The organism is Skermania piniformis, assembly GCF_019285775.1.
In the GTDB taxonomy this organism is placed as follows: Bacteria; Actinomycetota; Actinomycetes; order Mycobacteriales; family Mycobacteriaceae; genus Skermania; species Skermania pinensis.
In genome coordinates this window covers 2,064,123-2,086,818 of record NZ_CP079105.1, presented here as the reverse complement: position 1 = coordinate 2,086,818, position 22,696 = coordinate 2,064,123, and the positions used below count along the sequence as shown (strand labels likewise).

The 22,696-nt window shown below is 69.1% G+C and carries 21 protein-coding genes; 18 read left to right on the top strand and 3 right to left on the bottom strand.

Going from position 1 to position 22,696, the window contains the following annotated elements; all coding sequences use genetic code 11:
- The first annotated feature begins 100 nt into the window (after positions 1-100).
- Together KV203_RS09725 and KV203_RS09720 are read left to right on the top strand one after the other, a co-directional pair.
- Positions 101-865, top strand: a complete 765-nt coding sequence (locus KV203_RS09725) for a polysaccharide deacetylase family protein (protein ID WP_066470000.1) — start codon at positions 101-103, stop codon at positions 863-865.
- 222 nt (positions 866-1,087) lie between these two features.
- Entirely contained in the window at positions 1,088-1,981 is an 894-nt protein-coding gene (locus tag KV203_RS09720) for a prenyltransferase/squalene oxidase repeat-containing protein (RefSeq protein ID WP_083530028.1), read from the top strand.
- 238 nt (positions 1,982-2,219) lie between these two features.
- Here KV203_RS09720 and KV203_RS09715 read toward each other — a convergent pair whose 3' ends face one another.
- Complete coding sequence (locus tag KV203_RS09715) at positions 2,220-4,598, bottom strand: ATP-binding cassette domain-containing protein (protein WP_066470173.1); 2,379 nt, start codon at positions 4,596-4,598, stop codon at positions 2,220-2,222.
- Between the two features lie 85 nt (positions 4,599-4,683).
- Here KV203_RS09715 and dop point away from each other — a divergent pair, with 85 nt between their 5' ends.
- From dop to KV203_RS09655, 12 genes are all read left to right on the top strand, one after another.
- The gene (gene dop, locus KV203_RS09710) at positions 4,684-6,183 is read left to right on the top strand and encodes a depupylase/deamidase Dop (protein ID WP_066470004.1); all 1,500 of its coding nucleotides are present in this window, start codon (positions 4,684-4,686) and stop codon (positions 6,181-6,183) included.
- Between the two features lie 73 nt (positions 6,184-6,256).
- Positions 6,257-6,448 carry a ubiquitin-like protein Pup gene (locus KV203_RS09705; RefSeq protein WP_066470012.1) on the top strand — a complete coding sequence of 64 codons (192 nt, stop codon included), beginning with the start codon at positions 6,257-6,259 and terminating at the stop codon, positions 6,446-6,448.
- Positions 6,445-7,296 (top strand): proteasome subunit beta, encoded by an 852-nt coding sequence (gene prcB, locus KV203_RS09700; RefSeq protein ID WP_066470014.1) that lies wholly within the window; start codon positions 6,445-6,447, stop codon positions 7,294-7,296. The genes KV203_RS09705 and prcB overlap by 4 nt, the downstream gene beginning before the upstream one ends.
- Entirely contained in the window at positions 7,293-8,084 is a 792-nt protein-coding gene (gene prcA, locus KV203_RS09695; RefSeq protein ID WP_066470017.1) for a proteasome subunit alpha, read from the top strand. The genes prcB and prcA overlap by 4 nt, the downstream gene beginning before the upstream one ends.
- Positions 8,085-8,136: 52 nt before the next feature.
- Positions 8,137-9,495, top strand: coding sequence for a Pup--protein ligase (pafA, locus tag KV203_RS09690; protein ID WP_174522045.1), 1,359 nt, complete (start codon positions 8,137-8,139; stop codon positions 9,493-9,495).
- Between the two features lie 91 nt (positions 9,496-9,586).
- On the top strand, positions 9,587-10,564 hold the full coding sequence (locus tag KV203_RS09685; RefSeq protein ID WP_066470025.1) for a helix-turn-helix transcriptional regulator: 978 nt from the start codon (positions 9,587-9,589) through the stop codon (positions 10,562-10,564).
- Positions 10,561-11,583: a helix-turn-helix transcriptional regulator gene (locus tag KV203_RS09680; RefSeq protein ID WP_066470027.1), complete on the top strand. Its 1,023-nt coding sequence runs from the start codon at positions 10,561-10,563 to the stop codon at positions 11,581-11,583. Before KV203_RS09685 ends, KV203_RS09680 begins: the two co-directional genes overlap by 4 nt.
- Positions 11,580-12,599, top strand: a complete 1,020-nt coding sequence (locus KV203_RS09675) for a 2-dehydropantoate 2-reductase (RefSeq protein ID WP_066470029.1) — start codon at positions 11,580-11,582, stop codon at positions 12,597-12,599. Before KV203_RS09680 ends, KV203_RS09675 begins: the two co-directional genes overlap by 4 nt.
- Before the next feature lie 60 nt (positions 12,600-12,659).
- On the top strand, positions 12,660-12,929 hold the full coding sequence (gene tatA, locus KV203_RS09670; RefSeq protein WP_066470031.1) for a Sec-independent protein translocase subunit TatA: 270 nt from the start codon (positions 12,660-12,662) through the stop codon (positions 12,927-12,929).
- Between the two features lie 5 nt (positions 12,930-12,934).
- A complete protein-coding gene (gene tatC, locus KV203_RS09665; RefSeq protein WP_066470035.1) occupies positions 12,935-13,864 on the top strand; it encodes a twin-arginine translocase subunit TatC in 930 nt (309 codons plus the stop codon).
- A complete protein-coding gene (locus tag KV203_RS09660; protein WP_066470175.1) occupies positions 13,861-16,554 on the top strand; it encodes a DEAD/DEAH box helicase in 2,694 nt (897 codons plus the stop codon). The genes tatC and KV203_RS09660 overlap by 4 nt, the downstream gene beginning before the upstream one ends.
- Positions 16,555-16,661: 107 nt before the next feature.
- The gene (locus KV203_RS09655) at positions 16,662-17,477 is read left to right on the top strand and encodes a DUF4333 domain-containing protein (protein WP_066470037.1); all 816 of its coding nucleotides are present in this window, start codon (positions 16,662-16,664) and stop codon (positions 17,475-17,477) included.
- Positions 17,478-17,502: 25 nt separating this feature from the next.
- Here the strand turns inward: KV203_RS09655 and KV203_RS09650 are convergent, their stop codons facing one another.
- A complete protein-coding gene (locus KV203_RS09650) occupies positions 17,503-18,489 on the bottom strand; it encodes a 5'-3' exonuclease (RefSeq protein ID WP_066470177.1) in 987 nt (328 codons plus the stop codon).
- 69 nt (positions 18,490-18,558) lie between these two features.
- On the opposite strand from KV203_RS09650, the gene KV203_RS09645 reads away from it, so the two are divergent.
- Positions 18,559-19,686, top strand: coding sequence for a M24 family metallopeptidase (locus tag KV203_RS09645; RefSeq protein WP_066470039.1), 1,128 nt, complete (start codon positions 18,559-18,561; stop codon positions 19,684-19,686).
- On the opposite strand, the gene KV203_RS09640 is transcribed toward KV203_RS09645, so the two are convergent.
- Entirely contained in the window at positions 19,653-20,093 is a 441-nt protein-coding gene (locus tag KV203_RS09640) for a PPOX class F420-dependent oxidoreductase (protein WP_066470178.1), read from the bottom strand. The genes KV203_RS09645 and KV203_RS09640 overlap by 34 nt on opposite strands.
- 30 nt (positions 20,094-20,123) lie before the next feature.
- On the opposite strand from KV203_RS09640, the gene dprE2 reads away from it, so the two are divergent.
- The 3 genes from dprE2 to KV203_RS09625 are packed head-to-tail and all read left to right on the top strand — an operon-like array spanning position 20,124 to position 22,682.
- Positions 20,124-20,876, top strand: coding sequence for a decaprenylphospho-beta-D-erythro-pentofuranosid-2-ulose 2-reductase (gene dprE2 / locus KV203_RS09635; RefSeq protein WP_066470045.1), 753 nt, complete (start codon positions 20,124-20,126; stop codon positions 20,874-20,876).
- A complete protein-coding gene (locus tag KV203_RS09630; protein ID WP_066470047.1) occupies positions 20,873-22,087 on the top strand; it encodes a bifunctional cobalt-precorrin-7 (C(5))-methyltransferase/cobalt-precorrin-6B (C(15))-methyltransferase in 1,215 nt (404 codons plus the stop codon). The genes dprE2 and KV203_RS09630 overlap by 4 nt, the downstream gene beginning before the upstream one ends.
- A gap of 55 nt (positions 22,088-22,142) precedes the next feature.
- On the top strand, positions 22,143-22,682 hold the full coding sequence (locus tag KV203_RS09625) for a DUF2273 domain-containing protein (RefSeq protein ID WP_066470050.1): 540 nt from the start codon (positions 22,143-22,145) through the stop codon (positions 22,680-22,682).
- Positions 22,683-22,696 lie beyond the last annotated feature (14 nt).

Here is a 22,696-nt window from a genome sequence, read left to right as displayed (position 1 = left end):
GACGGCGGCGCTGCGGTCACACATCGGCTACATTGACTGCGTCTGATCTCAGAGCGATCACGTCGGGGGACGTACAGGCGCACTTCGGAGGACGAATACTGTGGATCGACGTCGGTTTCTGACCGCCTTGGCAGCCGGAACGGTGGCCGCGTTGGCCGCGCCGTCCGCGCTGGCGGTCGCCGAGCCGAGCCGCCCGCTGCTACCCACGCTGCCCGGGATCTCGTTGCTGCCGAAGATCCCGGTCTCCGCAGGCACGTTGACCTTGCTCCCGAACGCCGGTCAGCGAATGGCCTTGACCGTCGACGACGGCGAGAACACCGAGGTGGTCGCGGCGTTCATCCAGTTCGCCCGCGATACCGGCGCGCGGTTCACCTTCTTCGTGACCGGTCGGTACGCGAGCTGGGCGGCGAATCGGGACGCTTTGCGCCCCCTGGTGGAGTCGGGGCAGATCCAGCTCGCCAATCACACCTGGAGCCACGCCGACTTGGCGAAGCTGCCCGAGCGGCAGGTCGCCGACGATCTGGTCCGTTGCCAGAACTTCCTGCGCGACACCTTCGGCGTCGACGGCGGGCCGTATCTGCGATTGCCCTACGGCAGCAGCAGTCCGGCGGTGGTGAAGGTGGCCGCCGACCTCGGCTACCCCCGAATCGTCGACTGGTCCGGCCAGCTCGAGGATACCGCCGCCCCCCGGACCGACGAGCCGGCGATCGTCGACCTCGCGCGCACTCACTTCAAGCCCGGTGGGATCGTCCTGTGCACCGCGAACGATCCGGCGATCACGCATACCTACGGGCAGCTGATCGACGTCATCCGGGAGCGCAAACTGGAGCTGGTCACGCTCAACGACGTGCTGCTGCCGGTCTGACCATGCTGCTCATAGCGGACTGACGTCCCGGGACCGAACAGGCCGGGCAACCCGAGTTCGGGCCAGCGAATGGCGAGGTGGTCGCGTGTTCCGGCGAGGCTGTCGCGGACATTCTCGCGGTTTGGCACGCGTTCAGCACGAACCCCGGTCAAACCGCGCCCATGTCGCGATTGGCCGATTCATCCAAGACCAGGGTGCAGTACACATGACACCGTGGGAGGCATGAGTATCGATATCGGCCGGGCGTCATCATTTCTGGCAGCTCACGGGCGTGTACTGGATCGACGACGCTTCAGCCTGCTTACCAGTCGGGGCAACACCGCAGATCGGGCATCGGTACTCGCCGCTGTGGATAGCTACAGCAACGCCGACGGCGGCTACGGATGGGGCATCGAACCTGACCTGCGCGCGACGGAAAGCCAACCGGCAGGTGCCCTTCACGCGCTCGAAGCGATCGGCGATACTGCTCCAGAGACAACACCTGCGACAGTAAAACTTTTCGACTGGCTAGCCTCGGTCGCCCTGCCAGACGGGGGCCTCCCTTTCGCGCTGCCCATCGCGAACCCCGTTGCCTGCGCACCATTCTGGGTCGAAACAGACCCCCACGAGTCGTCGCTACAAATCACAGCCGGAGTTGCCGCGCAAGCGCACCGCGTCGCCCGGTTTGACGAGCAAGCGCGGGCGCATCCCTGGCTGGCGCGGGTGACGCGCTACTGCTTCGACGCGATCACCCAGATTGACGAGGCCCCGTTCGCCTACGTCTTGTCGTTCGCACTTCGATTCCTCGACGCGGCCGCCGACACCCATCCAGACGCCCATGAACTCCTGCGCCGCCTGGGCCAATATGTGCCCGCCGATGGCGCGATTCCGGTCGTCGGGGGTGCTGAAGGGGAGACGCTTCACCTTCTCGACTTTGCGCCCGAACCTGGACGCCCAATCCGAGAGCTCATCGATGCCGACGCCGTGGCTGCTGACCTCGATCGCCTGGAACACGGACAGCAGGCCGACGGTGGATGGAGCGTGGACTTCACTAGCTACTCCGAGGCCGCGGCGCTTGAATGGCGCGGCTACGCCACCGTCTCCGCCATCGCGACTCTGCGCGCCAACGGCCGATAGTCCAGTTCGCCCCAGATCTTTCGGCCGCGGTCATCGACCAGCTCGCTGCCCAGTATGCCGGGTAGCACGATCACCGTGTGTTCGAGGTACTCCACCGGCTCCTCCGAATCCGTCGGCGCGACGGCACCCAGGGTATTGCAGTCGCGCGGTCACGGGTGTCGGACGAACGACGGACAAGCCGCGGGCGCGCACCTCGATCAGGTCACCCGCGTGGTGAGCGTGGCCACCCGGGCCCACATCACGTCGTGCTGGTGTCGCTGTGATTCACGTACTCGGCCAGGTGCTGCCCGGTCAACGTCGAGCCGTCCTGGACCAGCTCGGCCGGGGTGCCCTCGAAGACGACGCGTCCGCCGTCGTGGCCGGCGCCGGGGCCGAGATCGATGATCCAATCGGCGTGGGCCATCACCGCCTGATGGTGTTCGATGACGATCACCGACTTACCGGAATCGACCAGCCGATCGAGCAGGCCCAACAACTGCTGCACGTCGGCCAGGTGCAGGCCGGTGGTCGGCTCGTCCAGGATGTACACCCCGCCGGACTCGGCCAGATTGGTGGCCAGCTTCAACCGTTGCCGCTCACCGCCGGACAGCGTGGTCAACGGCTGCCCCAGGGTCACGTAGCCGAGACCGACGTCGACCAGCCGAGCCAGGATCTTGTGCGCCGCCGGCAGTTTCGCGTCACCGCTACCGAAGAACTCCGCTGCCTCGGCGGTCGGCATGGCGAGCACCTCGCTGATGTCCTTGCCGCCGAAGTGGTAGTCGAGCACCGAGGCGTCGAACCGCTTGCCTTCGCACACCTCGCACGGGATCGCCACCCCCGCCATGATGGTCAGGTCGGAGTAGATCACCCCGGCGCCCTTACAGTTCGGGCAGGCGCCTTCCGAATTCGCGCTGAACAGGGCCGGTTTCACGCCGTTGGCCTTGGCGAAGGCTTTGCGGATCGGCTCCAGCAGGCCGGTGTAGGTGGCCGGGTTACTCCGCCGCGAGCCCTTGATCGCGGCCTGATCGATCGTCACCACGCCGTCCCGGCGGGCCAGCGAGCCGTGGATCAGTGAGCTCTTGCCCGACCCGGCCACCCCGGTGACCACGACCAGCACCCCCAGCGGGACATCGACATCGACGTCGAGCAGGTTGTGCGTGCTCGCGCCACGGATCTCGATCGCCCCGGTCGGCTCACGCACGGCGTCCTTGAGCCGGGCGCGGTCGTCCAGGTGGCGGCCGGTGCGGGTGTCGCTGGCCCGCAACCCGGCCAGCGTGCCCTGGAAGCAGATGGTGCCGCCCTCGGTACCCGCGCCCGGGCCGAGGTCGACCACGTGGTCGGCGATCGCGATGGTCTCCGGCTTGTGCTCGACCACGAGCACCGTGTTGCCCTTGTCCCGCAGTTGCAGCAGCAGGTCGTTCATCCGGGCGATGTCGTGCGGATGCAGCCCCACGGTCGGTTCGTCGAACACGTACGTGACGTCGGTCAGCGACGAACCGAGATGGCGGATCAGCTTGGTGCGCTGGGCTTCCCCGCCGGACAAGGTGCCGGCCGGGCGATCCAGCGAGAGGTAGCCCAGGCCGATCTCGACGAACGAATCGAGCGTCTGGCGCAGCGTTTCCAACAGCGGCGCGACCGAGGGGTCGGCCAGCCCGCGCACCCAGTCGGCCAGGTCGCTGATCTGCATCCGGCAGGCATCGGCGATGCTCACCCCGTCGATCGTCGACGACCGTGCCGCCTCGCTGAGCCGGGTCCCGTCGCATTCCGGGCAGGTGGTGAAGGTGATCGCGCGGTCGACGAACGCCCGGATGTGCGGCTGCATCGCCTCGCGGTCCTTGCTCAGGAACGACTTCTGGATCGACGGGATCAGCCCGGAGTAGGTGAGGTTGATCCCTTCCACCTGGATCTTGGTCGGCTCCCGATACAGCAGATCGTTCAGCTCCCGTTTGGTGTAGCGGGCGATCGGCTTCTCCGGATCGAAATAGCCGCTGCCGCGGAAGATCCGGCCGTGCCAGCCGGCCATGCTGTAGCCGGGGATGGTGATCGCCCCGTCGTCGAGCGACTTGCTGTCGTCGTAGAGCGCGGTGAGGTCGAAGTCCGAGACGTTGCCCATGCCTTCGCAGCGCGGGCACATGCCGCCGGTGATCGAGAACGAGCGCCGCTCCTTCACCGTCTTCCCGGCCTTTTCCACGGTCACCGCACCGGCGCCGCTGATCGACGCGACGTTGAACGAGAATGCTTGCGCCGAGCCGATATACGGCTTCCCCAGCCGGCTGAACAGGATCCGCAGCATCGCGTTCGCGTCGGTGGCGGTGCCGACGGTGGACCGCACGTTGGCGCCCATCCGCTCCTGATCCACGATGATCGCGGTGGTCAGCCCGTCCAGCACATCCACATCCGGGCGGGCCATGCTCGGCATGAAGCCCTGCACGAATGTGCTGTAGGTCTCGTTGATCAGCCGCTGCGACTCGGCCGCGATCGTACCGAACACCAGGGAACTCTTGCCCGAGCCGGAGACCCCGGTGAAGACGGTCAGCCGGCGTTTCGGCAGCTCGACACTGACGTCGCGCAGATTGTTCTCCCGCGCGCCGGTGACCCGGATCAGGTCGTGACTGTCCGCTGCAGCGATCTCGGCCATCGGCATGCTCGGTAGTCTCCTCGGCTCGGGCAAGGGTCGATGGATGGATGCTATGCGTCGGTGCCGTCGAATAGGCTTGCTGGTCATGCAGCGCATCATCGGCATCGAGGTGGAGTACGGGATCTCCTCACCGACCGAGGCATCGGCCAACCCGATCCTCACCTCCACCCAAGCGGTCCTGGCCTACGCGGCGGCCGAAGGCGTGCCGCGAGCCCGCCGCACCCGCTGGGATTACGAGGTCGAGTCGCCGCTGCGCGACGCCCGCGGGTTCGATCTGGGCCGACTGTCCGGCCCGGCGCCGGTGATCGACGCCGACGAGGTCGGCGCCGCGAACATGATCTTGACCAACGGTGCCCGCCTCTATGTCGATCACGCGCACCCGGAGTATTCCGCCCCGGAGGTGACCAACCCGCTGGACGCGGTGATCTGGGACAAGGCGGGGGAGCGGGTGATGGAGGCCGCCGCTCGGCATGCCTCCAGCGTGCCCGGGGCCCCGCGACTACAGCTCTACAAGAACAACGTGGACGGCAAGGGCGCCAGCTACGGCACCCACGAGAACTATCTGATGAGCCGGGACACCCCGTTCAACGCGATCATCGCCGGGCTCACCCCGTTCTTCGTCTCCCGGCAGGTGTTCGCGGGCTCGGGCCGGGTCGGTATCGGTCAGTCCGGCGACGACGCGGGTTTCCAGCTGTCCCAACGCGCCGACTACATCGAGGTCGAGGTCGGCCTGGAAACCACCCTCAAACGCGGCATCATCAACACGCGGGACGAGCCGCACGCCGACGCGGACAAGTATCGCCGGCTGCACGTGATTCTCGGTGACGCAAACCTCGCCGAAATGTCGACCTACCTCAAGGTCGGCACGACCGCGCTGGTCCTCGACCTGATCGAGGCCGGGATCGATCTGTCCGACCTGCAGCTGGCTCGGCCGGTGACCGCGGTGCACGAGATCAGCCACGACCCGACGCTGCGCGCCGCGGTCGCGCTCGCCGACGGCCGGGAGCTGACCGGCCTGGCGCTGCAACGCGTGTACCACGAGCGCGCGGCGGCCTTCGTGGCGGCGCAGGGGGACGACGACAAGCAGGCACTCGACATCCTGGACAAGTGGGCGATGGTGCTCGACCTGCTGGAGCGCGATCCGCTGGAGTGCGCGGACCTGCTGGACTGGCCGGCCAAGCTGCGGCTGCTGGAGGGGTACCGGGTCCGCGAGGGCCTGGGCTGGGCGGCACCGAAGCTGCACATGCTGGACTTGCAGTACTCCGACGTGCGGCTGGACAAGGGCATCTACAACCGGCTCGTCGCCCGCGGCTCGATGCAACGTCTGGTCAGCGAACAGGACGTGCTGGCTGCCGTGACGAACCCGCCGAACGACACCCGGGCCTACTTCCGGGGCGAGTGCCTGCGCCGGTTCGGCACCGACATCGCGGCCGCGAGCTGGGATTCGGTGATCTTCGATCTGGGCGGCGACTCGCTGGTCCGGATCCCGACCTTGGAGCCGCTGCGCGGGACGAAGTCCCACGTGGGCAAACTGCTGGAAAAAGCTGATACCGCGGCCGACCTGGTCGCGCAGCTGACCGCCTGACATCGGTACTGTTGACTTTCGAGCACATTGGTTTCCGGGCATCCCGGGAAACACACACGAGGAGGTCGGCTGCATGGCGCAGGAGCAGACCAGACGAACCGGCGGTGGCGACGACGAGCAGCCCGGCGACACCGGCGCGGCCGGTCAGGAGCGGCGGGAGAAGCTGGCCGAGGATACCGATGACCTGTTGGACGAGATCGATGACGTGCTCGAGGAGAACGCCGAAGACTTCGTGCGTGCCTACGTGCAGAAGGGCGGCCAGTGACAGCACGGCGGGAACCGGCAGCCGCAGCGCAGCGGCTCCGGCTGGGGAGCGACAGCTCCTCGTTCACCGAACATCTCCGGGAGTACGCGCCGGATTTGTTGCCACACAATCGGATCGACCAGACCGCGGCGGCCGGACAGGCCGATCTGGCACCGCACGGCACGACCATCGTGGCGGTCTGCGGCACCGGCGGGGTGGTGATCGCCGGTGACCGCCGCGCCACCCAGGGCAACCTGATCGCGCAGCGCGACATCGACAAGGTGATCGTCACCGACGAGTACTCGGCGGTCGGTATCGCCGGGACTGCCGGCGTCGCGGTGGAGATGGTCCGGCTGTTCGCGGTGGAGCTGGAACACTACGAGAAGATCGAAGGGATTCCGCTCACCTTCGCCGGCAAGGCGAACCACCTGTCCCGGCTGGTCCGCAACAACCTGCCGGCGGCGATGCAGGGCTTGGCCGTGGTACCGCTGTTGGCGGGCTACGACCTGGATGCGGCCGATCCGGCGGAGGCGGGCCGGATCGTGTCCTACGACGTGGTGGGTGGTCGGAGCGAGGAACGCTTCGGATATGCCGCAATCGGCTCCGGCTCGTTGTTCGCCCGCTCGGCGCTGAAGAAGCTCTACACCCGCGGTATCGACATCGACCGGGCACTGCGGATCGCCGTCGAGTCGCTGTACGACGCCGCCGACGACGATTCCGCGACCGGCGGACCGGATCTGGCCCGCCGGATCTACCCGACCGCGGTGATGATCACCGCCGCCGGAGCGCTGGAGGTGGCGCCCGAACAACTGGAGCAGATCGCCCGCGAGGTCGTCGCCGCGCGCACGCAGGAATCGGAGAACCTATGACCCTGCCGTACTACGCGTCCGCGGAACAGATCGTCCGGGACAAGACCGAACTCGCCCGGAAAGGTATCGCGCGGGGGCGTAGCGTCGTCGTCCTCACCTACGACCAGGGCGTGCTGTTCGTCGCGGAGAATCCGTCCACGGCGCTGTACAAGGTCAGCGAGCTGTACGACCGGATCGGTTTCGCCGCGGTCGGCAAGTACAACGAGTTCGAGAGTCTGCGCCGGGGCGGCATCCGCCAGGCCGATCTGCTCGGCTACAGCTACGACCGGCGCGACGTCACCGCGCGGGCGCTGGCCAACATGTACGCATCCACGCTCGGCGGGATCTTCACCGACCAGCTCAAGCCGTTCGAGGTCGAGATCTGCGTCGCCGAGGTCGGCTATCCGGAGCAGAACCGACAGCCACAGCTGTACCGGATCAGCTTCGACGGGTCGATCGCCGATGAACGCGAGTTCGTCGTGATGGGCGGCGTGACCGAACCGATCAGCACCGCGCTGCGTTCGGCGTACCAGCCCGGGATGAACTTGACGACGGCATTCGGCGTAGCCAGATCCGCGCTCCGCGCGGGTGCCCACGAGCCGGGCAACGGCGACAAGGACCGCAAACCGAACGGAAACTCCGCACTCGAGGTGGCGATCCTCGATCAGGCCCGGCCGCGCCGGGCGTTCCGCCGGCTGCAGGGTGACGCGCTGGCCGCAATCTCGGCCGTCGGCACCGATACCGCAGGCAGCGCAACTGCGGGCGACGACACCGGCAGCGGCGATGCCGGAGGCAACGACTCGGCATGACCCCGCCGGGAATCCGGCCGCCCGGTCCGGCGCTGGCTGTACTGTCGATGGTGTGCAGCGGCGAATCATGGGAATCGAGACCGAGTTCGGGGTCACGTGCACCTTCCACGGGCACCGGCGGCTGAGCCCGGACGAGGTTGCGCGGTATCTGTTCCGCCGCGTGGTCTCCTGGGGTCGCAGCTCGAATGTGTTCCTCCGCAACGGCGCCCGGCTCTACCTGGATGTGGGTTCGCATCCGGAGTATGCGACCGCCGAGTGCGACAGCCTGGTGCAGCTGGTCACCCACGACCGCGCCGGCGAGCGGGTATTGGAAGATCTGCTGATCGACGCCGAGCATCGACTCGCGGACGAGGGCATCGGCGGCGACATCTACCTGTTCAAGAACAACACCGACTCGGCCGGCAACTCCTACGGGTGTCACGAGAATTTCCTGGTGATCCGTGCCGGCGAATTCTCCCGGATCGCCGACGTGTTGCTGCCGTTTCTGGTCACCCGCCAGCTGATCTGCGGTGCCGGCAAGGTATTGCAGACGCCCAAGGCCGCCACGTTCTGTCTGTCGCAGCGAGCCGAGCACATCTGGGAGGGGGTGTCGTCGGCGACCACCCGGTCCCGGCCGATCATCAACACCCGGGACGAGCCACACGCGGATGCCGAGAAGTACCGCCGGCTCCACGTGATCGTGGGCGATTCCAACATGTCCGAGACCACCACGATGCTCAAGGTCGGTACCGCGTCGTTGGTGCTGGAGATGATCGAGGCCGGCGTATCGTTCCGCGATTTCGCGCTGGACAACCCGATCCGGGCGATCCGCGAGGTCAGCCATGATCTGACCGGGCGACGTCCGGTCCGGCTCGCCGGTGGCCGGCAGGCCAGCGCACTGGACATCCAGCGCGAGTACTACACCCGCGCTGTCGAGCATCTGCGCAATCGGCAGCCGGATCCGCAGGTCGACGCGGTGGTGGACCTGTGGGGCCGCACCCTGGACGCGGTCGAGGCACAGGATTTCGCGAAGGTGGACACCGAGATCGACTGGGTGATCAAGCGGAAGCTGTTCCAGCGGTACCAGGATCGGTACGGGATGGAACTGTCCGATCCCAAGATCTCCCAGTTGGACCTGGCTTATCACGACATCAAACGCGGCCGTGGCGTGTTCGACCTGCTGCAACGCAAGGGCCTGGCCAAGCGGATCACCGAGGACGACGCGGTGACCGCCGCGGTCGATACGCCACCCCAGACCACTCGGGCCAAGCTGCGCGGCGACTTCATCACCGCCGCGCAAGAGGCGGGCCGCGATTTCACCGTCGACTGGGTGCACCTGAAGCTCAACGATCAGGCACAGCGGACCGTGCTGTGCAAAGATCCGTTCCGGTCGGTGGACGAGCGGGTGGAACGGCTGATCGCTTCGATGTGAACCGGCTGCTATTGCACCGGCTCGAACTCGCGGCCGGTCATCACCGCGCCGGACTCGCACATACGGGCGAAGCAGGGCTAGGCTCGCTCGGGTGGCAGTCTCCAAGGTCGAGCGGCTGATGAACCTGGTGATCGCGCTGTTGTCCACCCACCAGTACCTGCCCGCCGAGCGCATTCGCCGCAGCGTCGCCGGCTATGCCGACTCGGTGAGCACCGAGGCGTTCTACCGCATGTTCGAGCGCGACAAGAACGAGCTGCGCGATCTCGGGGTTCCGCTGGAAACCGGAACCAACCGGGGGTCGTCGGTGGAGGGTTACCGGATAAACCGGGACGCCTATGAACTCCCGGAGATCGACCTGAACAGTGCCGAGGCTGCGGCGGTCGCGGTGGCCGTGCAGATGTGGGAGTCGCCCGAGCTTGCCGCCGTCGCGCAGAGCGCGGTGCAGAAGTTGCGCGCGGCCGGTGTCCAGGTGGACCCGGGCGACGCACCGGCGGTGACCGCGATGCCGGCGCGCACCCGGGGTTCGGAACCGGCGCTGGGCAAGCTCCTGGCCGCGATCGACGCCGGCCGCGCCGTCCGGTTCCGACATCGCGGCGCCGCCAACGAACCGTTCAAGGAGCGCCGGGTGGAACCCTGGGGCGTGGTCACCCGACAGGGCCGCTGGTATCTGGTCGGGCACGATCTGGACCGGGACGATACTCGCACCTTTCGGCTGTCCCGGATCGCCGACGACGTCGCCGCGTACGGTCCGGCCGGTCGTGTCCGCAAGCCGGAGCGGGTGAACCTGCGCGCGATCGTCGATCGGGTGACCGGCACCCGGCCCACCGACGCGCGACCCGCGACCGTCTGGGTCGCCGACGACCGCGCTCACGAGCTACGCCGGATGGGCACGGTGCGCGAGTCGCGTCGAATCGGCGGGCGGGACGGGACCGTGCTGCAGGTGCCGGCCGGATACGAGGACTGGCTCGTCCGGCTGGTCGCCGGGTACGGGCCGGACGCGGTCGTGCTGGATCCGCCGGAACTGCGCACCGAAGTCGTCCGGCGGCTGCGTGCGGTGGCTCGATCATGAGCCCGCGACTGAGCACCCGGCTGTCCCGGATGCTGAACCTTGTGCCGTATTTCATCGCGCATCCGGGGATCAGCGCCCCGGCGGCGGCCGCCGAGCTCGGTGTGAGCACAGCCGACTTGATGACCGATCTGAACCAGCTGTGGATGTGTGGCCTACCCGGATACGGCCCCGGCGACCTGATCGATCTGTCCTTCTCCGAGGAGAGCATCGAAGTCACCTTCTCTGCCGGGATCGAACGACCGTTGCGCCTCACCTCCACCGAGGCGATCTCGCTGGGGATCGCACTGCGCTCGATGCTGGAGCTGCCCGGAACTGCCGATCCCGGGGCTGCGCGGTCGGCGATGGCCAAGATCGAAGCAGCGGCCGGTGCGGCCCGGCTCGACCGCAGTGTCGCGAGTCCGGAGCCTGCGCCCGAACCGAACGCCGAAAACCGGATTGCGACGACGGTGCGGGCGGCGCTCACCGACGGGCGGGCGTTGCGGATCATGTACTACTCGGCCAGCCGTGATGCCGTGTCCGATCGCACCGTCGATCCGATCCGCGTGGTCGTGGTCGACGAGCACAGCTACCTGCAGGCGTGGTGCCGACAGGCCGACGGGGTTCGGCTGTTCCGGTTCGATCGGATCGACGCGGCGACGGCGCTGACCGAGCCGTCCCGCCCGCCGGCTGCCGCCGATCTCACCGACGGCACGCTGGACCTGTTCGTCGGCGACGAGTCACTGCCGCAGGCGCACCTGCGGATCGGCTCGGCTCATGCCTGGACGCTCGATCACTACCCGATGTCGAATGTTTCGGTCGGTGCCGACGGGACGATCGCGGCCACCATGCGGTTCGCCACCCTGGACTGGCTGGTCCGGCTGCTGCTCGGCTTCGGCGACGGGGTCGAGGTACTCGGCCCACCCGAGCTGGCCGCGGCCCTGCGCACCCGGGCGACAGCGGCATTGGCGGCGTACGACCTGGCCGGGGCCGACCTGCTGGGGGGCGAGCTGACCGCCGGACACGAGGTGAGCGCCGGGTGAAGATCTGCGTTTTCGGCGCCGGCCGGATCGGCTGCTACGTCGGCGGACGGCTGCTCGCCGGCGGTGCCGACGTGGAGTTCGTCGGCCGCCCCCGGGTCGTCGATGCGCTGGCCGAGCACGGCCTGCAGCTCGTCGATTTTGCCGGCAACACCACAGCAATCCCCGTCGAGCAGTTCCGGCTGCACACCGAGGCCGAACCGGTGACCGACGCGGACCTGGTCCTGGTGACGGTGAAAGCGACCGGGACGGAGGCGGCGGGCCGCGCCCTGGCCGGCACGCTGCGCTCGAACACGGTGGTGGTCAGCCTGCAGAACGGCATCGGCAACGCCGCGATCCTCGAGCAATTGCTCCCGGACTGCACGGTGCTGCCCGGCGTCGTGGAGTACAACGTGGTGGGGGACGACGCCACCTTCCGGCAGGCCACCTCCGGCGGGCTGCTGGTGGCCGATCGGCCCGAACTGGACCCGTTTGCCGATGCCTGCGCCGCGGCCGGCCTGTCGTTGGTCCGGCGGGCCGACGTGCGCCCGGCGCAGTGGGCCAAGCTGCTGCTGAACCTGAACAATCCGATCAACGCATTGTCCGGGCTGTCGCTGCAGCAAGAACTGAGCCGGCGCGGATATCGCCAATGCCTCGCCTGGGCACAGCGCGAAGCGCTGGCCGCACTGCGGCGCAGCCGGATCGAACCGGCCCGGCTGACCCGGGTCGGGCCCCGGCTGATGGCCGCGGTCCTGCCGATGCCGGACGTGCTGTTCCGCCGGCTGGCTGGCGGCATCGTGGCGGTACATCCGGCCGCACGCTCGTCGATGGCCGACGACCTGTACGCCGGCCGGCGCACCGAGATCGACTGGCTGTGCGGGGAGGTGGTCACCGTCGGCGAGCTGGTCGGCACCCCGACACCGGTGAACCGGCGGCTGCTCACACTGGTCCACGAGGCCGAAGCCGGTGGGCGGCGGGACTGGTCGGCCGACGAACTGCGGGACGAACTTCGGCGAGCCAGGAACGGCGGCGTCCGGTAAGCGGTGCCCGGTGAGCAGCGTCCGGTACGATCGAGCCGGTCGACCCTGGGAGGTATCACCATGGGGGCAATGAGCCCTTGGCACTGGGCCATCGTGATCTTGGTGTTCTTGCTGCTCTTCGGCGCGAAGCGACTGCCCGACGCCGCCCGCGGGCTGGGGCGTTCGCTGCGTATCTTCAAAAGTGAGATGTCCCAGATGAGCGACGACGGGGCCAAGCCGGCCGAGCCGGCCGCCGGGACCGGCACACTCCCGGCGCCGCAGCCGTTGCCGGCCGCGCCCAGCGTGACCACGCCGACCGAAGCTCAGCGCACGGATCACAAATCGGCCTGAGCCAGGTGCGCATCCCGTTCGACCCGCGGCGTAGTCGGCGCCGGACGAACCCCGACGGCACCATGACCTTGGTCGAGCATCTCTTCGAGTTGCGGAGTCGGCTGCTCATCTCGATGGCGGCGGTGTTCGTCACCACCCTGCTCGGCTTCCTCTGGTACTCCCACGGACCGTTCGGGCTCGCAAGCGTGGGCGATATTCTGCGCGGTCCCTACTGCGCGCTGCCGCCGGAATCGCGTGCCGAATTGAGCCCGGACGGCGCGTGCCGACTGTTGGCGACGGCGCCCTTCGAGCAGTTCATGCTCCGGTTGAAGGTCTCGCTGACCGTCGGCGTCGTCCTCGCCTGCCCGGTCTGGCTCTACCAGATCTGGGCGTTCATCGTGCCCGGGCTGTACGCCAGGGAGCGCCGCTACGGCATGGCATTCGTCGGCGCGGGCGCGACGTTGTTCGTCGCCGGCGCCGCGCTGGCCTATTTCGTGGTGGCCAAGGCGCTGCACTTCCTGCTCACGGTGGGCAGCGACGTGCAGATCACCGCGCTCAACGGCGACCAATACTTCAGTTTCATCATCAATCTGCTGATCATCTTCGGGGTCAGCTTCGAGCTGCCGATGTTGATCGTGGCGCTCAACCTGGTCGGCGTGCTCCCGTACGAACGGCTGAAGGCGTGGCGGCGCGGACTGACATTCGCGCTGTTCGTGTTCGCCGCGATCGCGACCCCGGGCCAAGACCCGTTCTCCATGCTGGCGCTGGCACTCGCGTTGACGGTCTTGCTCGAGGTCGCGATCCAGATCGCGCGGTGGACCGACCGGCGGCGGGCGCGGGGGGCAGGGGAGGGCGAGTGGGCCGGCCTGGCCGACGACGAGGCCTCTCCGGCGCCGGCCGCGCCGACCCCGGTAGCCGCCGCCGGGCCGGTGCACGACTACTCGGACACACTCTGACCGGCCGGGAAATTCAGCTGACCGCATTCGCGGCCGGGCTCGACTTCGAGTTGGACGGCTTTCAGGAGCGAGCGTGCGCGGCGCTGGCGGACGGTCGCGACGTGTTGGTCTGCGCCCCGACCGGCGCCGGCAAGACCGTGGTCGGCGAGTTCGCGGTGCATCTGGCCCTGGCCGCCGGCAGCACCTGCTTCTACACCACGCCGATCAAGGCGTTGAGCAATCAGAAGTTCGCCGACTTCGTCCGCCGCTACGGCCGCGACAGCGTCGGCCTGCTCACCGGTGATCAGTCGATCAATCCGTCCGCGCCGGTGCTGGTGATGACCACCGAGGTGCTGCGGAACATGATCTACGCCGGCAGCGACACCTTGCGCGGGCTGTCCCATGTGGTGATGGACGAGGTGCATTACCTGGCCGACCGATTCCGGGGTGCGGTCTGGGAAGAGGTGATATTGCACCTGCCGGCCGATGTCCGGCTGATCAGCCTGTCCGCGACGGTGAGTAACGCCGAGGAGTTCGGGGCCTGGCTGACCACCGTTCGCGGCGACACCGCGGTCGTGCTCGACGAGGTTCGTCCGGTCCCGCTGTGGCAACACGTGCTGGTCGGCCGGCGACTGTTCGATCTGTTCCAGACCGACGATCCGACGGCAGCCACGATCGTGGCCGCCGATCTGGTCCGGTACGTGAAACAGCGCGAAGAGTTGGAGCAGGCGAACTCGTGGGCGCCACGTCGCGGACGGCCCGGCCCGTCCGCGCAACGAGGCCGCGGTTACCGCCCGCTGCCGCGGCCGGACGTGCTTGCCCTGCTCGACCAGGAGGGTCTGCTGCCGGCGATCACGTTCGTGTTCAGCCGGCAGGGCTGCGATGCTGCCCTCGCCCAGTGCCTGCGGTCCCGGCTCGATCTGGCTGCACCGGACTCGGCCGAGCAGATCGACGCGGTGATCACCGCGCATACCGGCGAGCTACCCCGCGCCGATCTCGAGGTGCTGGGCTACTGGGAGTGGCGGGAGGCACTGCTCCGGGGAATCGCCGCGCATCACGCCGGGATGTTGCCGGCGTTCCGGCACACGGTCGAAGAACTGTTCGTCCGCGGCCTGGTGCGGGCGGTGTTCGCCACCGAGACGCTGGCGTTGGGAATCAACATGCCGGCGCGGACGGTGGTGTTGGAACGGCTGGTGAAGTTCAACGGGGAGGCCCACGTCGACCTCACGCCGGGCGAGTACACCCAGCTGACCGGGCGGGCCGGGCGGCGCGGAATCGACGTCGAGGGGCATGCGGTGGTGCTCTGGCAGCCGGAACTCGCGGTGTCGGAGGTCGCGGGATTGGCCTCCACCCGCACCTACCCGTTGCGCAGCTCGTTTCGGCCCAGCTACAACATGGCGGTCAACCTGGTCGCGCGGGTCGGAACCGCGGCTGCGCGGGAACTGCTGGAACGCTCGTTCGCACAGTTCCAGGCCGACCGCTCGGTGGTCGGCCTGGTCCGCGGGATCGACCGGAACGAAGCCCGGGTCGCGGAGTTGCGCGCTCAGCTCGCCGATGCGGACGGCATCGTCGAGTATGTCGGTCTGCGAGCCCGAATTCGGGACCGGGAGCGGCAGCTGCGCCGCCGCGACCGGGAAGACCAGCGTGGGGCAGCAGCCACCGCGCTGTCGCAGCTGCGGCGCGGCGACGTGGTGGCCGTTCCGGCGGGCCGGCGGGCCGGGCTGGCCGTCGTCCTGGAACCGGCGGGACAGCCGGACGATCCGCGGCCGCTGGTGCTGACCGCACAGCGCTGGGCCGGGCGGATCTCGATCGCCGACGCGCCGGTGCCGATCGTGCCGATCGGCCGGCTGCGGTTGCCCAAACATGTCGATCACCGGCAGCCGCGGACCCGCCGGGATCTGGCGTCCGCCTTGCGCGAGACCGGATTGACGGTGCCGCGGTCGACCCGGCGAAGCCGGGCCGGCACCGATGGCGACGACGAGTTGGCCGCACTGCGCCGCGCCGTCCGCGCTCACCCGGCCCACACCCGGCCGGACCGGGAAGAACTCGCCCGGATCGGCGAGCGGTATCACCGGGCGATGCGGGAGACCGAGCACCTGCGCGAGCAGGTGGCGGCGACGACGGATTCGCTCGCGCGGACGTTCGATCGCATCCTGGCGCTGCTGCGCGAGCGAAACTATCTCAACGGCGACGAGATCACGCCCGCCGGTCGCCGACTGGCCCGGATCTACACCGAAAGCGACCTGGTGGTCGCCGAATGCCTGCGCCGAGGACTGTGGCGCAACCTCACCGCGGCCGACCTGGCCGCGGTGGTATCGGTGTTGGTTTTCGAGTCCCGGACCGACGACGCGCACACCCTGGCGGAAGGACCGAACGACGCGACCCGCCAGGCCGTGCACGGCACCGTTGAGGTCTGGTCGCAACTCCGTGCCGACGAGCGCCGCCACCACCTACCCGCCACCCGGGAACCGGATCTGGGTTTTGTCGAACCGGTGCACCGGTGGGCGCGGGGTCGGCCGCTGGTCGACGTGTTGGCCGCCGGTGACGCGCGCCGGCCCCTGTCGGCGGGCGACTTCGTCCGGTGGTGTCGGCAGGTGATCGACCTGCTCGACCAGCTGCCGGACGCGACCGACGACCGGCAGTTGGCGCAGACGGCGACCGCGGCGATCCGGGCGATTCGGCGCGGTGTGGTGGCGATCGACGCCGGGTAGGCTCGGCGGGCCGGTCGCGGTGTCGACCGAACCCGGGATACCGTAAAGAGGGCTGCAGGACCCGATCAGGCACGAACAGCATCAAGCGGCGAGCGGGGAAGGGAAACATGAGCGGACCGTACGGACCGAACGATCCGAAGCAGTGGCGCGCGCCGCAGGCCGGGGACGACCAGCCGGATCCCGAGCTGCCGTCGATCGATCGCCCGACCGAGCAGTGGACCGCACCGCCGACCGGGCAGTGGAGCGCGCCGACCGGACAGCAACCGCTGGTGCCACCGCAACAACCGACCGGGCAGCAACCGGCCGGCCAGTGGGGCGGCCTGCCGACACCGGCAGCCCAACCGCCGCAACCCGGCCAATGGCCACAGCAGCCACAACCACCGCAACCCCAGCAGTGGGGCCAACCACAGCCACAGCAGGCATGGGGCCAGGCACCGGCCCAACCCGGTCAGCCGATGGCCGGGCAACCGTGGGGCACCGCACCGCAGCAATGGTCACCGCCCAACCAGCCCCAGGCCGGACCGGGACAACCCGGACCGGGACAGCACTGGCCGCCGCCGGCGCAGTTCGGCGACGGCGGACCGGTTCCCGCGCCGCCGCCCGGCCGCTCGGGTCGGTCCAAGCGGCTGCCGCTCATGATCGGCCTCGGCGTGGCCGTCCTGGTCGTGCTCGCCATCGTCGTCTTCGCCCTGCTCAACTCGACGGACAAGCTGGATCAGAACGCAGCCCAACAGGGCGTGCAGAAGGTCCTCGAAGACGCCTACGCGATCCAGAACGTGAGCGACGTGAGTTGCCCGGCCGATCAGAAGGTGCAGGAGGGCGCGAAGTTCACCTGCTCGGTGACCATCGACGGCGCGCAGAAAGCGGTCACCAGCACGTTCACCGACGATTCCGGGACCTACGAGGTGGGCCGGCCGAACTGACCCGGCCCGACCGGCGGAATCCGGCTTATCGCGTGCCCGCCGCGACGACGCGCATTGCCTCGATCAGCCGGGCGACCGGGTTCGCGGCGTTGTACTCGGCAGCCAATCGATCCAGCCGGGGCCGGTCGACGGGCACCGCCGGCAGCAGATCCGAGCGCGACATCTCGACGTCGGCGTCGCGCACCACGTGGACCACGGTGGTCGCCGCCGCCAGGTAGTCGTCGGCGGCGGCGAGCTTGGCCCGCATGCCTTTGGCGAGGTCGGCGGCCGGGTCGGTAACGGCGACGCGTAAGGCCGCGAGCGAGCCGAACCGCAGGATCAGCGTGGACGCACCCTTCTCGCCGATACCCTTGACCCCGGGTAGCCCGTCCGAAGCATCGCCCCGCAAGGTGGCCAGATCGGCGTAGGCCGGCCCCGCGTTCGCCACCGGCACCCCGTACTTCTCGGCGACCTCGACCGGACCGAACAACTCGCCCTTGGCCAGCCCGCGGCCGACGTAGAACACCCGGACCGGCGGGCCCGGCTCGTCCCGAACCAGCTGCAGGAGGTCCCGGTCACCGCTGACCACGATCACCTCCGCCGCGGATTCCCGGGTGGCCAGCGTGCCGAGCACGTCGTCGGCCTCCAGCCCGATGGCCCCGGCGGTGGCGATCCCCGCCGCGTCCAGCACGTCGAGGATCATGTCCACCTGCGGCGTGAGCAGGTCGGGCACCTCCTCGGCGTGCTCCGCCGGCCCACCGCCGGCCGCCGCGTCCGGATCGGCCAGCCGGTGCGCCTTGTAGCTCGGCACCGCCGCCACCCGGAAAGCGGGCCGCCAGTCCAGATCGAGGCAGACTGCCAGACGCGTCGGGGTATGCATCGTGATCAGCGCCGCCACCATGTCGGTGAACCCACGCACCGCGTTCACCGCACGTCCGTCCGGTGCCCGGATCGAGTCCGGTACCGCATAGAACGCCCGGAACCACAGACTCGCCCCATCCAACAGCAGGAGGCGTCCGGATCGTTCACTCATGGTGCGCACGGTACCGGCCACCCGGCGTGCTGTCCGCACACGCGCACGGAACCGACCTACGGTAGGAGAATGAACGACAATCCCCTGTCCCGCTTCGCCGGGAGCGTGTACGCCGACCGACTCGACCGGGCCGCGGCAGCGGCCGCCGCCGGCGACGTGGACGGTCTGCTGATCACGCCGGGCCCGGATCTACGGTATCTGATCGGTTCGACGGCAGCCTCGTTCGAGCGGCTGACCTGCCTGATCATTCCGGCGGACGGCAGCACCCCGACCCTGCTGGTCCCCCGGTTGGAGTTGGCCGGCCTGGGCGACAGCGCGGTTGCCGAACTGGACGTGCCGGTGCTCGACTGGGTGGACGGGGACGATCCGTACGCACTGGTTGCAGCCACCCTCGGGGGGACCCGTGCGGCGGTGGCCGACGCCACCCCGGCGTTGCACGTCATCCCCCTGGCACAGACCTTCGGCGCGCTGCCGGTCCTGGCGACACCGATGCTGCGACAGCTGCGAATGATCAAGGATCGGGCGGAAACCGACGAGCTGCGTCGCGCCGGCGCCGCGATCGACCGGGTGCACGCGCGGATGGCCGAGCTGTTGCGTCCCGGGCGAACCGAAGCCGAGGTCGGTGCCGACATCGCCGACGCGATCGTCGCGGAAGGCCACACCGCGGCGGCGTTCGTGATCGTCGGCAGCGGTCGGCACGGAGCCGACCCGCATCACGAGGTCTCGGACAAGCCGATCGAGCCCGGTGAGGTGGTGGTGATCGACATCGGCGGCCCGCTCCGTTCCGGGTACAACTCCGACTGCACCCGCACGTATGTACTCGGCGAGCCGTCCGCGACGGTCACCCAGCAGTACGCGGTACTGGAACGCGCGCAGGCGGCGGCCCGGGCGGCCGCTCGGCCGGGAATCACCGCCGAGGGGCTGGACGCGGTCGCCCGGGAGGTGCTGATGCAGGCCGGCCTGGCCGACAAGTTCATCCACCGCACCGGGCACGGGATCGGCCTGTCGGTACACGAAGAGCCCTACATCGTGGCCGGCAGCCCGCTCGAGCTGACCGCGGGGATGGCGTTCAGCATCGAACCGGGCATCTACTTTCCCGGTGCCTGGGGTGCCCGGATCGAGGACATCGTGGTGCTGACGGCAGACGGCTGCGAGCTGCTCAATCAACGCCCCCGCGAGTTGGTCGTCCTCGACTGATCGGCCGGGCCGCGCAACCGTGAGCCGGCCAGCACTCGGCGCACCTCGATCTGCAGCACCACTCGGGTCGGGTTCGGCCGGGGCACCCGGTAGCGGCGGGCGTAACGGGCCTCGGCGTCGGCGACCGCCGCCGGGTCGTCGGTGACGGAGGCAATCCCTTCGAGGGTGAGCCACCGCGGGCCGTCGACCTGGCTGACCGCGGCGTAGCCGTGCCGACGGACATTGCGCACCTTCACCGACCCACCCCCGGTGATCACCCGAACGATGCCGGCATCCGGGTCCCAGGTGAATCCGACGGCGACCACGTGCGGTGTACCGTCAGGGCGAATTGTCGTCAACGTCGCGAGATGTCGCTCGCGCACGAAATCGAGCCCGTCGGGGGTCAGATGAACAGGGGTCACGGGCATGGCTCGACAGTAGTCGAGCAGACTGACTCGATGCACAAGGCGGACCTGGCGCCGGGATCGGTCCTGATCCTCGGTGGCCGCAGCGAGATCGGGTTGGCGCTGGCCGAACGAATAGCGCACGGCCGCACGGTGATTCTGGCTGCCCGGCGGAGCGAGCAGCTGGCCGAGGAGACCACCCGGCTCCAGGCGGCGGGCGCCGCCGAGGTGCGCCGCATCGAATTCGACGCAGCCGACACCGAGGCGCATGCCGGGCTGCTCGCCGAGCTCGCCGCGACGGAGCCGATCGGGGTGGCGGTCCTCGCGTTCGGAATCCTGGGCGATCAGGAACGGGCCGAACGGGATCCGGCACATGCTCGCGACGTCCTGCAGATCGACTATGTCGCCCAGGTGAGCGTGCTGACCACGCTGGCAAACCTGCTGCGGGCGCAACGATCCGGGCATCTGGTGGTGTTCAGCTCGGTCGCCGGCGCCCGGGTCCGCCGGGCCAACTACGTGTACGGCTCGGCCAAGGCGGGCCTGGACGGGTTCGCCAGCGGATTGTCGGATGCTTTGCACGGCAGTGGAGTTCACCTGCTGATCGCTCGACCCGGGTTCGTGATCGGACGGATGACGGCCGGAATGGCGCCGGCGCCGATGTCGCGCACGCCCGAGCAGGTCGCCGACGCGGTGGCCGAAGGGTTGCGGCGCCGAGCTCGGGTGGTCTGGATTCCCCGAACGCTGCAGCCCACCTTTTTTCTGCTGCGACTGCTGCCACAAGCGATCTGGCGCCGGATGCCGCGATGATCGTGCATGTCGTCGGGATCGGCGCGGACGGCTGGGAAGGACTGGGGCTGACCGCCCGCGCGGCCGTGGCGGGCGCCGAGGTGATCTTCGGGTCGGAGCGCCAGCTGGATCTGGTACCGGCCGATCAGACCGAACGGGTCGCCTGGCCGTCACCGCTGTTACCGGTGCTGCGGACCCTGCTCGAGCAGCACGCCGGGCGTCGAATCTGTGTGCTGGCCAGCGGTGACCCGATGTTCTACGGGATCGGCGCGACCCTGGCGCGCATCCTCGGGCCCGATCGACTACGCGTGCTGCCGCAGGCGTCGTCGGCGTCGCTGGCCTGCGCCCGACTCGGCTGGCAGCTCGCCGACCTGCCGGTGGTGAGCGTGGTCGGCCGGCCGATCACCCCGGCGTCGGTACCGTTCGATCGGTACCTACGGCTGCTCGTCCTGAGCAACGACGAACACACTCCGGCCACGCTGGCGCGGCTGATGACCGCGAACGGGCACGGTAATGCCCGCCTGACCGTGCTCGAACAGTTGGGCGGCCCGCGCGAGCACCGGCTGCGGGGGATCGCCGCGGAATGGTCGCACGAGCCGGGCGATCCGCTGAACGTGGTCGCCGTGGAGAATCCGCGCCAGGCCGCCGCCGACCGGCGATCCCGCGTGCCGGGCCTGCCGGATACCGCGTATGCCCACGACGGCCAGCTCACCAAGTCCGAGGTGCGCGCGCTGACACTGGCCGCGCTCGCACCGGCCGCCGGGGAGCTGCTCTGGGATGTCGGCGCCGGCGCGGGCAGCGTCGCGATCGAATGGTGCCGCGTCGACTATGGCTGCCGGGCAATGGCATTCGAGCAGGACGAGGCCCGGGCCGCGCGGATCGAGCAGAACGCGGCCGCGCTCGGTGCCGCGCAACTGACCGTCCTGGGCGCGGCACCGACGGCGTTCGCCGACACCGAAGACCCGGACGCCGTGTTCATCGGGGGTGGACTCACCACGCCGGGCGTGTTCGAGGGGTGCTGGTCGCGACTGCGGCCGGGTGGGCGACTGGTCGCGAACGCGGTCACGCTGGAGTCCGAGGCAGTGCTGCTCCGGCTGGCCGACGAGTACGGCGGCACGCTGCGCCGGCTGGAGTTTCAGCATCGCGGGCCGCTCGGCGGATTCACCGTCTGGCGCCCACAATTGCCGGTCGTCCAGTGGGCGGTTACCCGCGACCCACAGCGCACCGGTTAAAGTACCGCATACCGGACTTTTTCCTGGTCCGGGGGTTCGACAGTCGGGAGGGATCATGTTGTTCAAGAAGATGACCGTGGCCGGTGCGCTGGTGGCCGCCACACTGGGTGTCGCCACCGGCACCGCACACGGCGAGAGCTCTTTGCCGGCAATTCAATCCGCCGAACGGGGGATCGACTACTCGATGTCGGTCGCCGACGACGGCCAGTCGATCACCACCTCGGTGACCAACGGTTCGTTCACGCTGAACGACGGCGCGGTGCTGCTGCGGAACAACGCCGGCGCCGAGGTCACCGCCATCCCGACCAGATACACCGCGACCGACGGCCAGACCGTCTCGTTCGTCCCACAGATCTCCGACAACGGCGGCACGCTGACGATGAACACCGGAACGCTGCCGCTGCGTCCGGTGGCCGGCGACTGCTGGTACGAGGTGCAACGCGCGGCGCCGGGCGCCGCGATCGGCGCGCTGATCGGCTTCGTGGTCGGCGTGCTGTTCATCTTCGGCTGGCTGTTCACCACGGTGATCGGCGCCGCGATCGGCCTGGTGGTCGCGGGCGGGCCGGCACTGGCCGACGCCTGTCTCAACCGGTGAGTCGGTCGGCCTGA

What these genes read in the sequence shown, in the direction of transcription:
- KV203_RS09720 (WP_083530028.1), top strand. Translation starts at nt 1,088, where the DNA reads ATGAGTATCGATATCGGCCGGGCGTCATCATTTCTGGCAGCTCACGGG.
- KV203_RS09715 (WP_066470173.1), bottom strand. Translation starts at nt 4,598, where the DNA reads ATGGCCGAGATCGCTGCAGCGGACAGTCACGACCTGATCCGGGTCACC.
- dop (WP_066470004.1), top strand. Translation starts at nt 4,684, where the DNA reads ATGCAGCGCATCATCGGCATCGAGGTGGAGTACGGGATCTCCTCACCG.
- KV203_RS09705 (WP_066470012.1), top strand. Translation starts at nt 6,257, where the DNA reads ATGGCGCAGGAGCAGACCAGACGAACCGGCGGTGGCGACGACGAGCAG.
- prcA (WP_066470017.1), top strand. Translation starts at nt 7,293, where the DNA reads ATGACCCTGCCGTACTACGCGTCCGCGGAACAGATCGTCCGGGACAAG.
- KV203_RS09680 (WP_066470027.1), top strand. Translation starts at nt 10,561, where the DNA reads ATGAGCCCGCGACTGAGCACCCGGCTGTCCCGGATGCTGAACCTTGTG.
- tatA (WP_066470031.1), top strand. Translation starts at nt 12,660, where the DNA reads ATGGGGGCAATGAGCCCTTGGCACTGGGCCATCGTGATCTTGGTGTTC.
- KV203_RS09655 (WP_066470037.1), top strand. Translation starts at nt 16,662, where the DNA reads ATGAGCGGACCGTACGGACCGAACGATCCGAAGCAGTGGCGCGCGCCG.
- KV203_RS09650 (WP_066470177.1), bottom strand. Translation starts at nt 18,489, where the DNA reads ATGAGTGAACGATCCGGACGCCTCCTGCTGTTGGATGGGGCGAGTCTG.
- KV203_RS09645 (WP_066470039.1), top strand. Translation starts at nt 18,559, where the DNA reads ATGAACGACAATCCCCTGTCCCGCTTCGCCGGGAGCGTGTACGCCGAC.
- KV203_RS09640 (WP_066470178.1), bottom strand. Translation starts at nt 20,093, where the DNA reads ATGCCCGTGACCCCTGTTCATCTGACCCCCGACGGGCTCGATTTCGTG.
- dprE2 (WP_066470045.1), top strand. Translation starts at nt 20,124, where the DNA reads ATGCACAAGGCGGACCTGGCGCCGGGATCGGTCCTGATCCTCGGTGGC.
- KV203_RS09630 (WP_066470047.1), top strand. Translation starts at nt 20,873, where the DNA reads ATGATCGTGCATGTCGTCGGGATCGGCGCGGACGGCTGGGAAGGACTG.
- KV203_RS09625 (WP_066470050.1), top strand. Translation starts at nt 22,143, where the DNA reads ATGTTGTTCAAGAAGATGACCGTGGCCGGTGCGCTGGTGGCCGCCACA.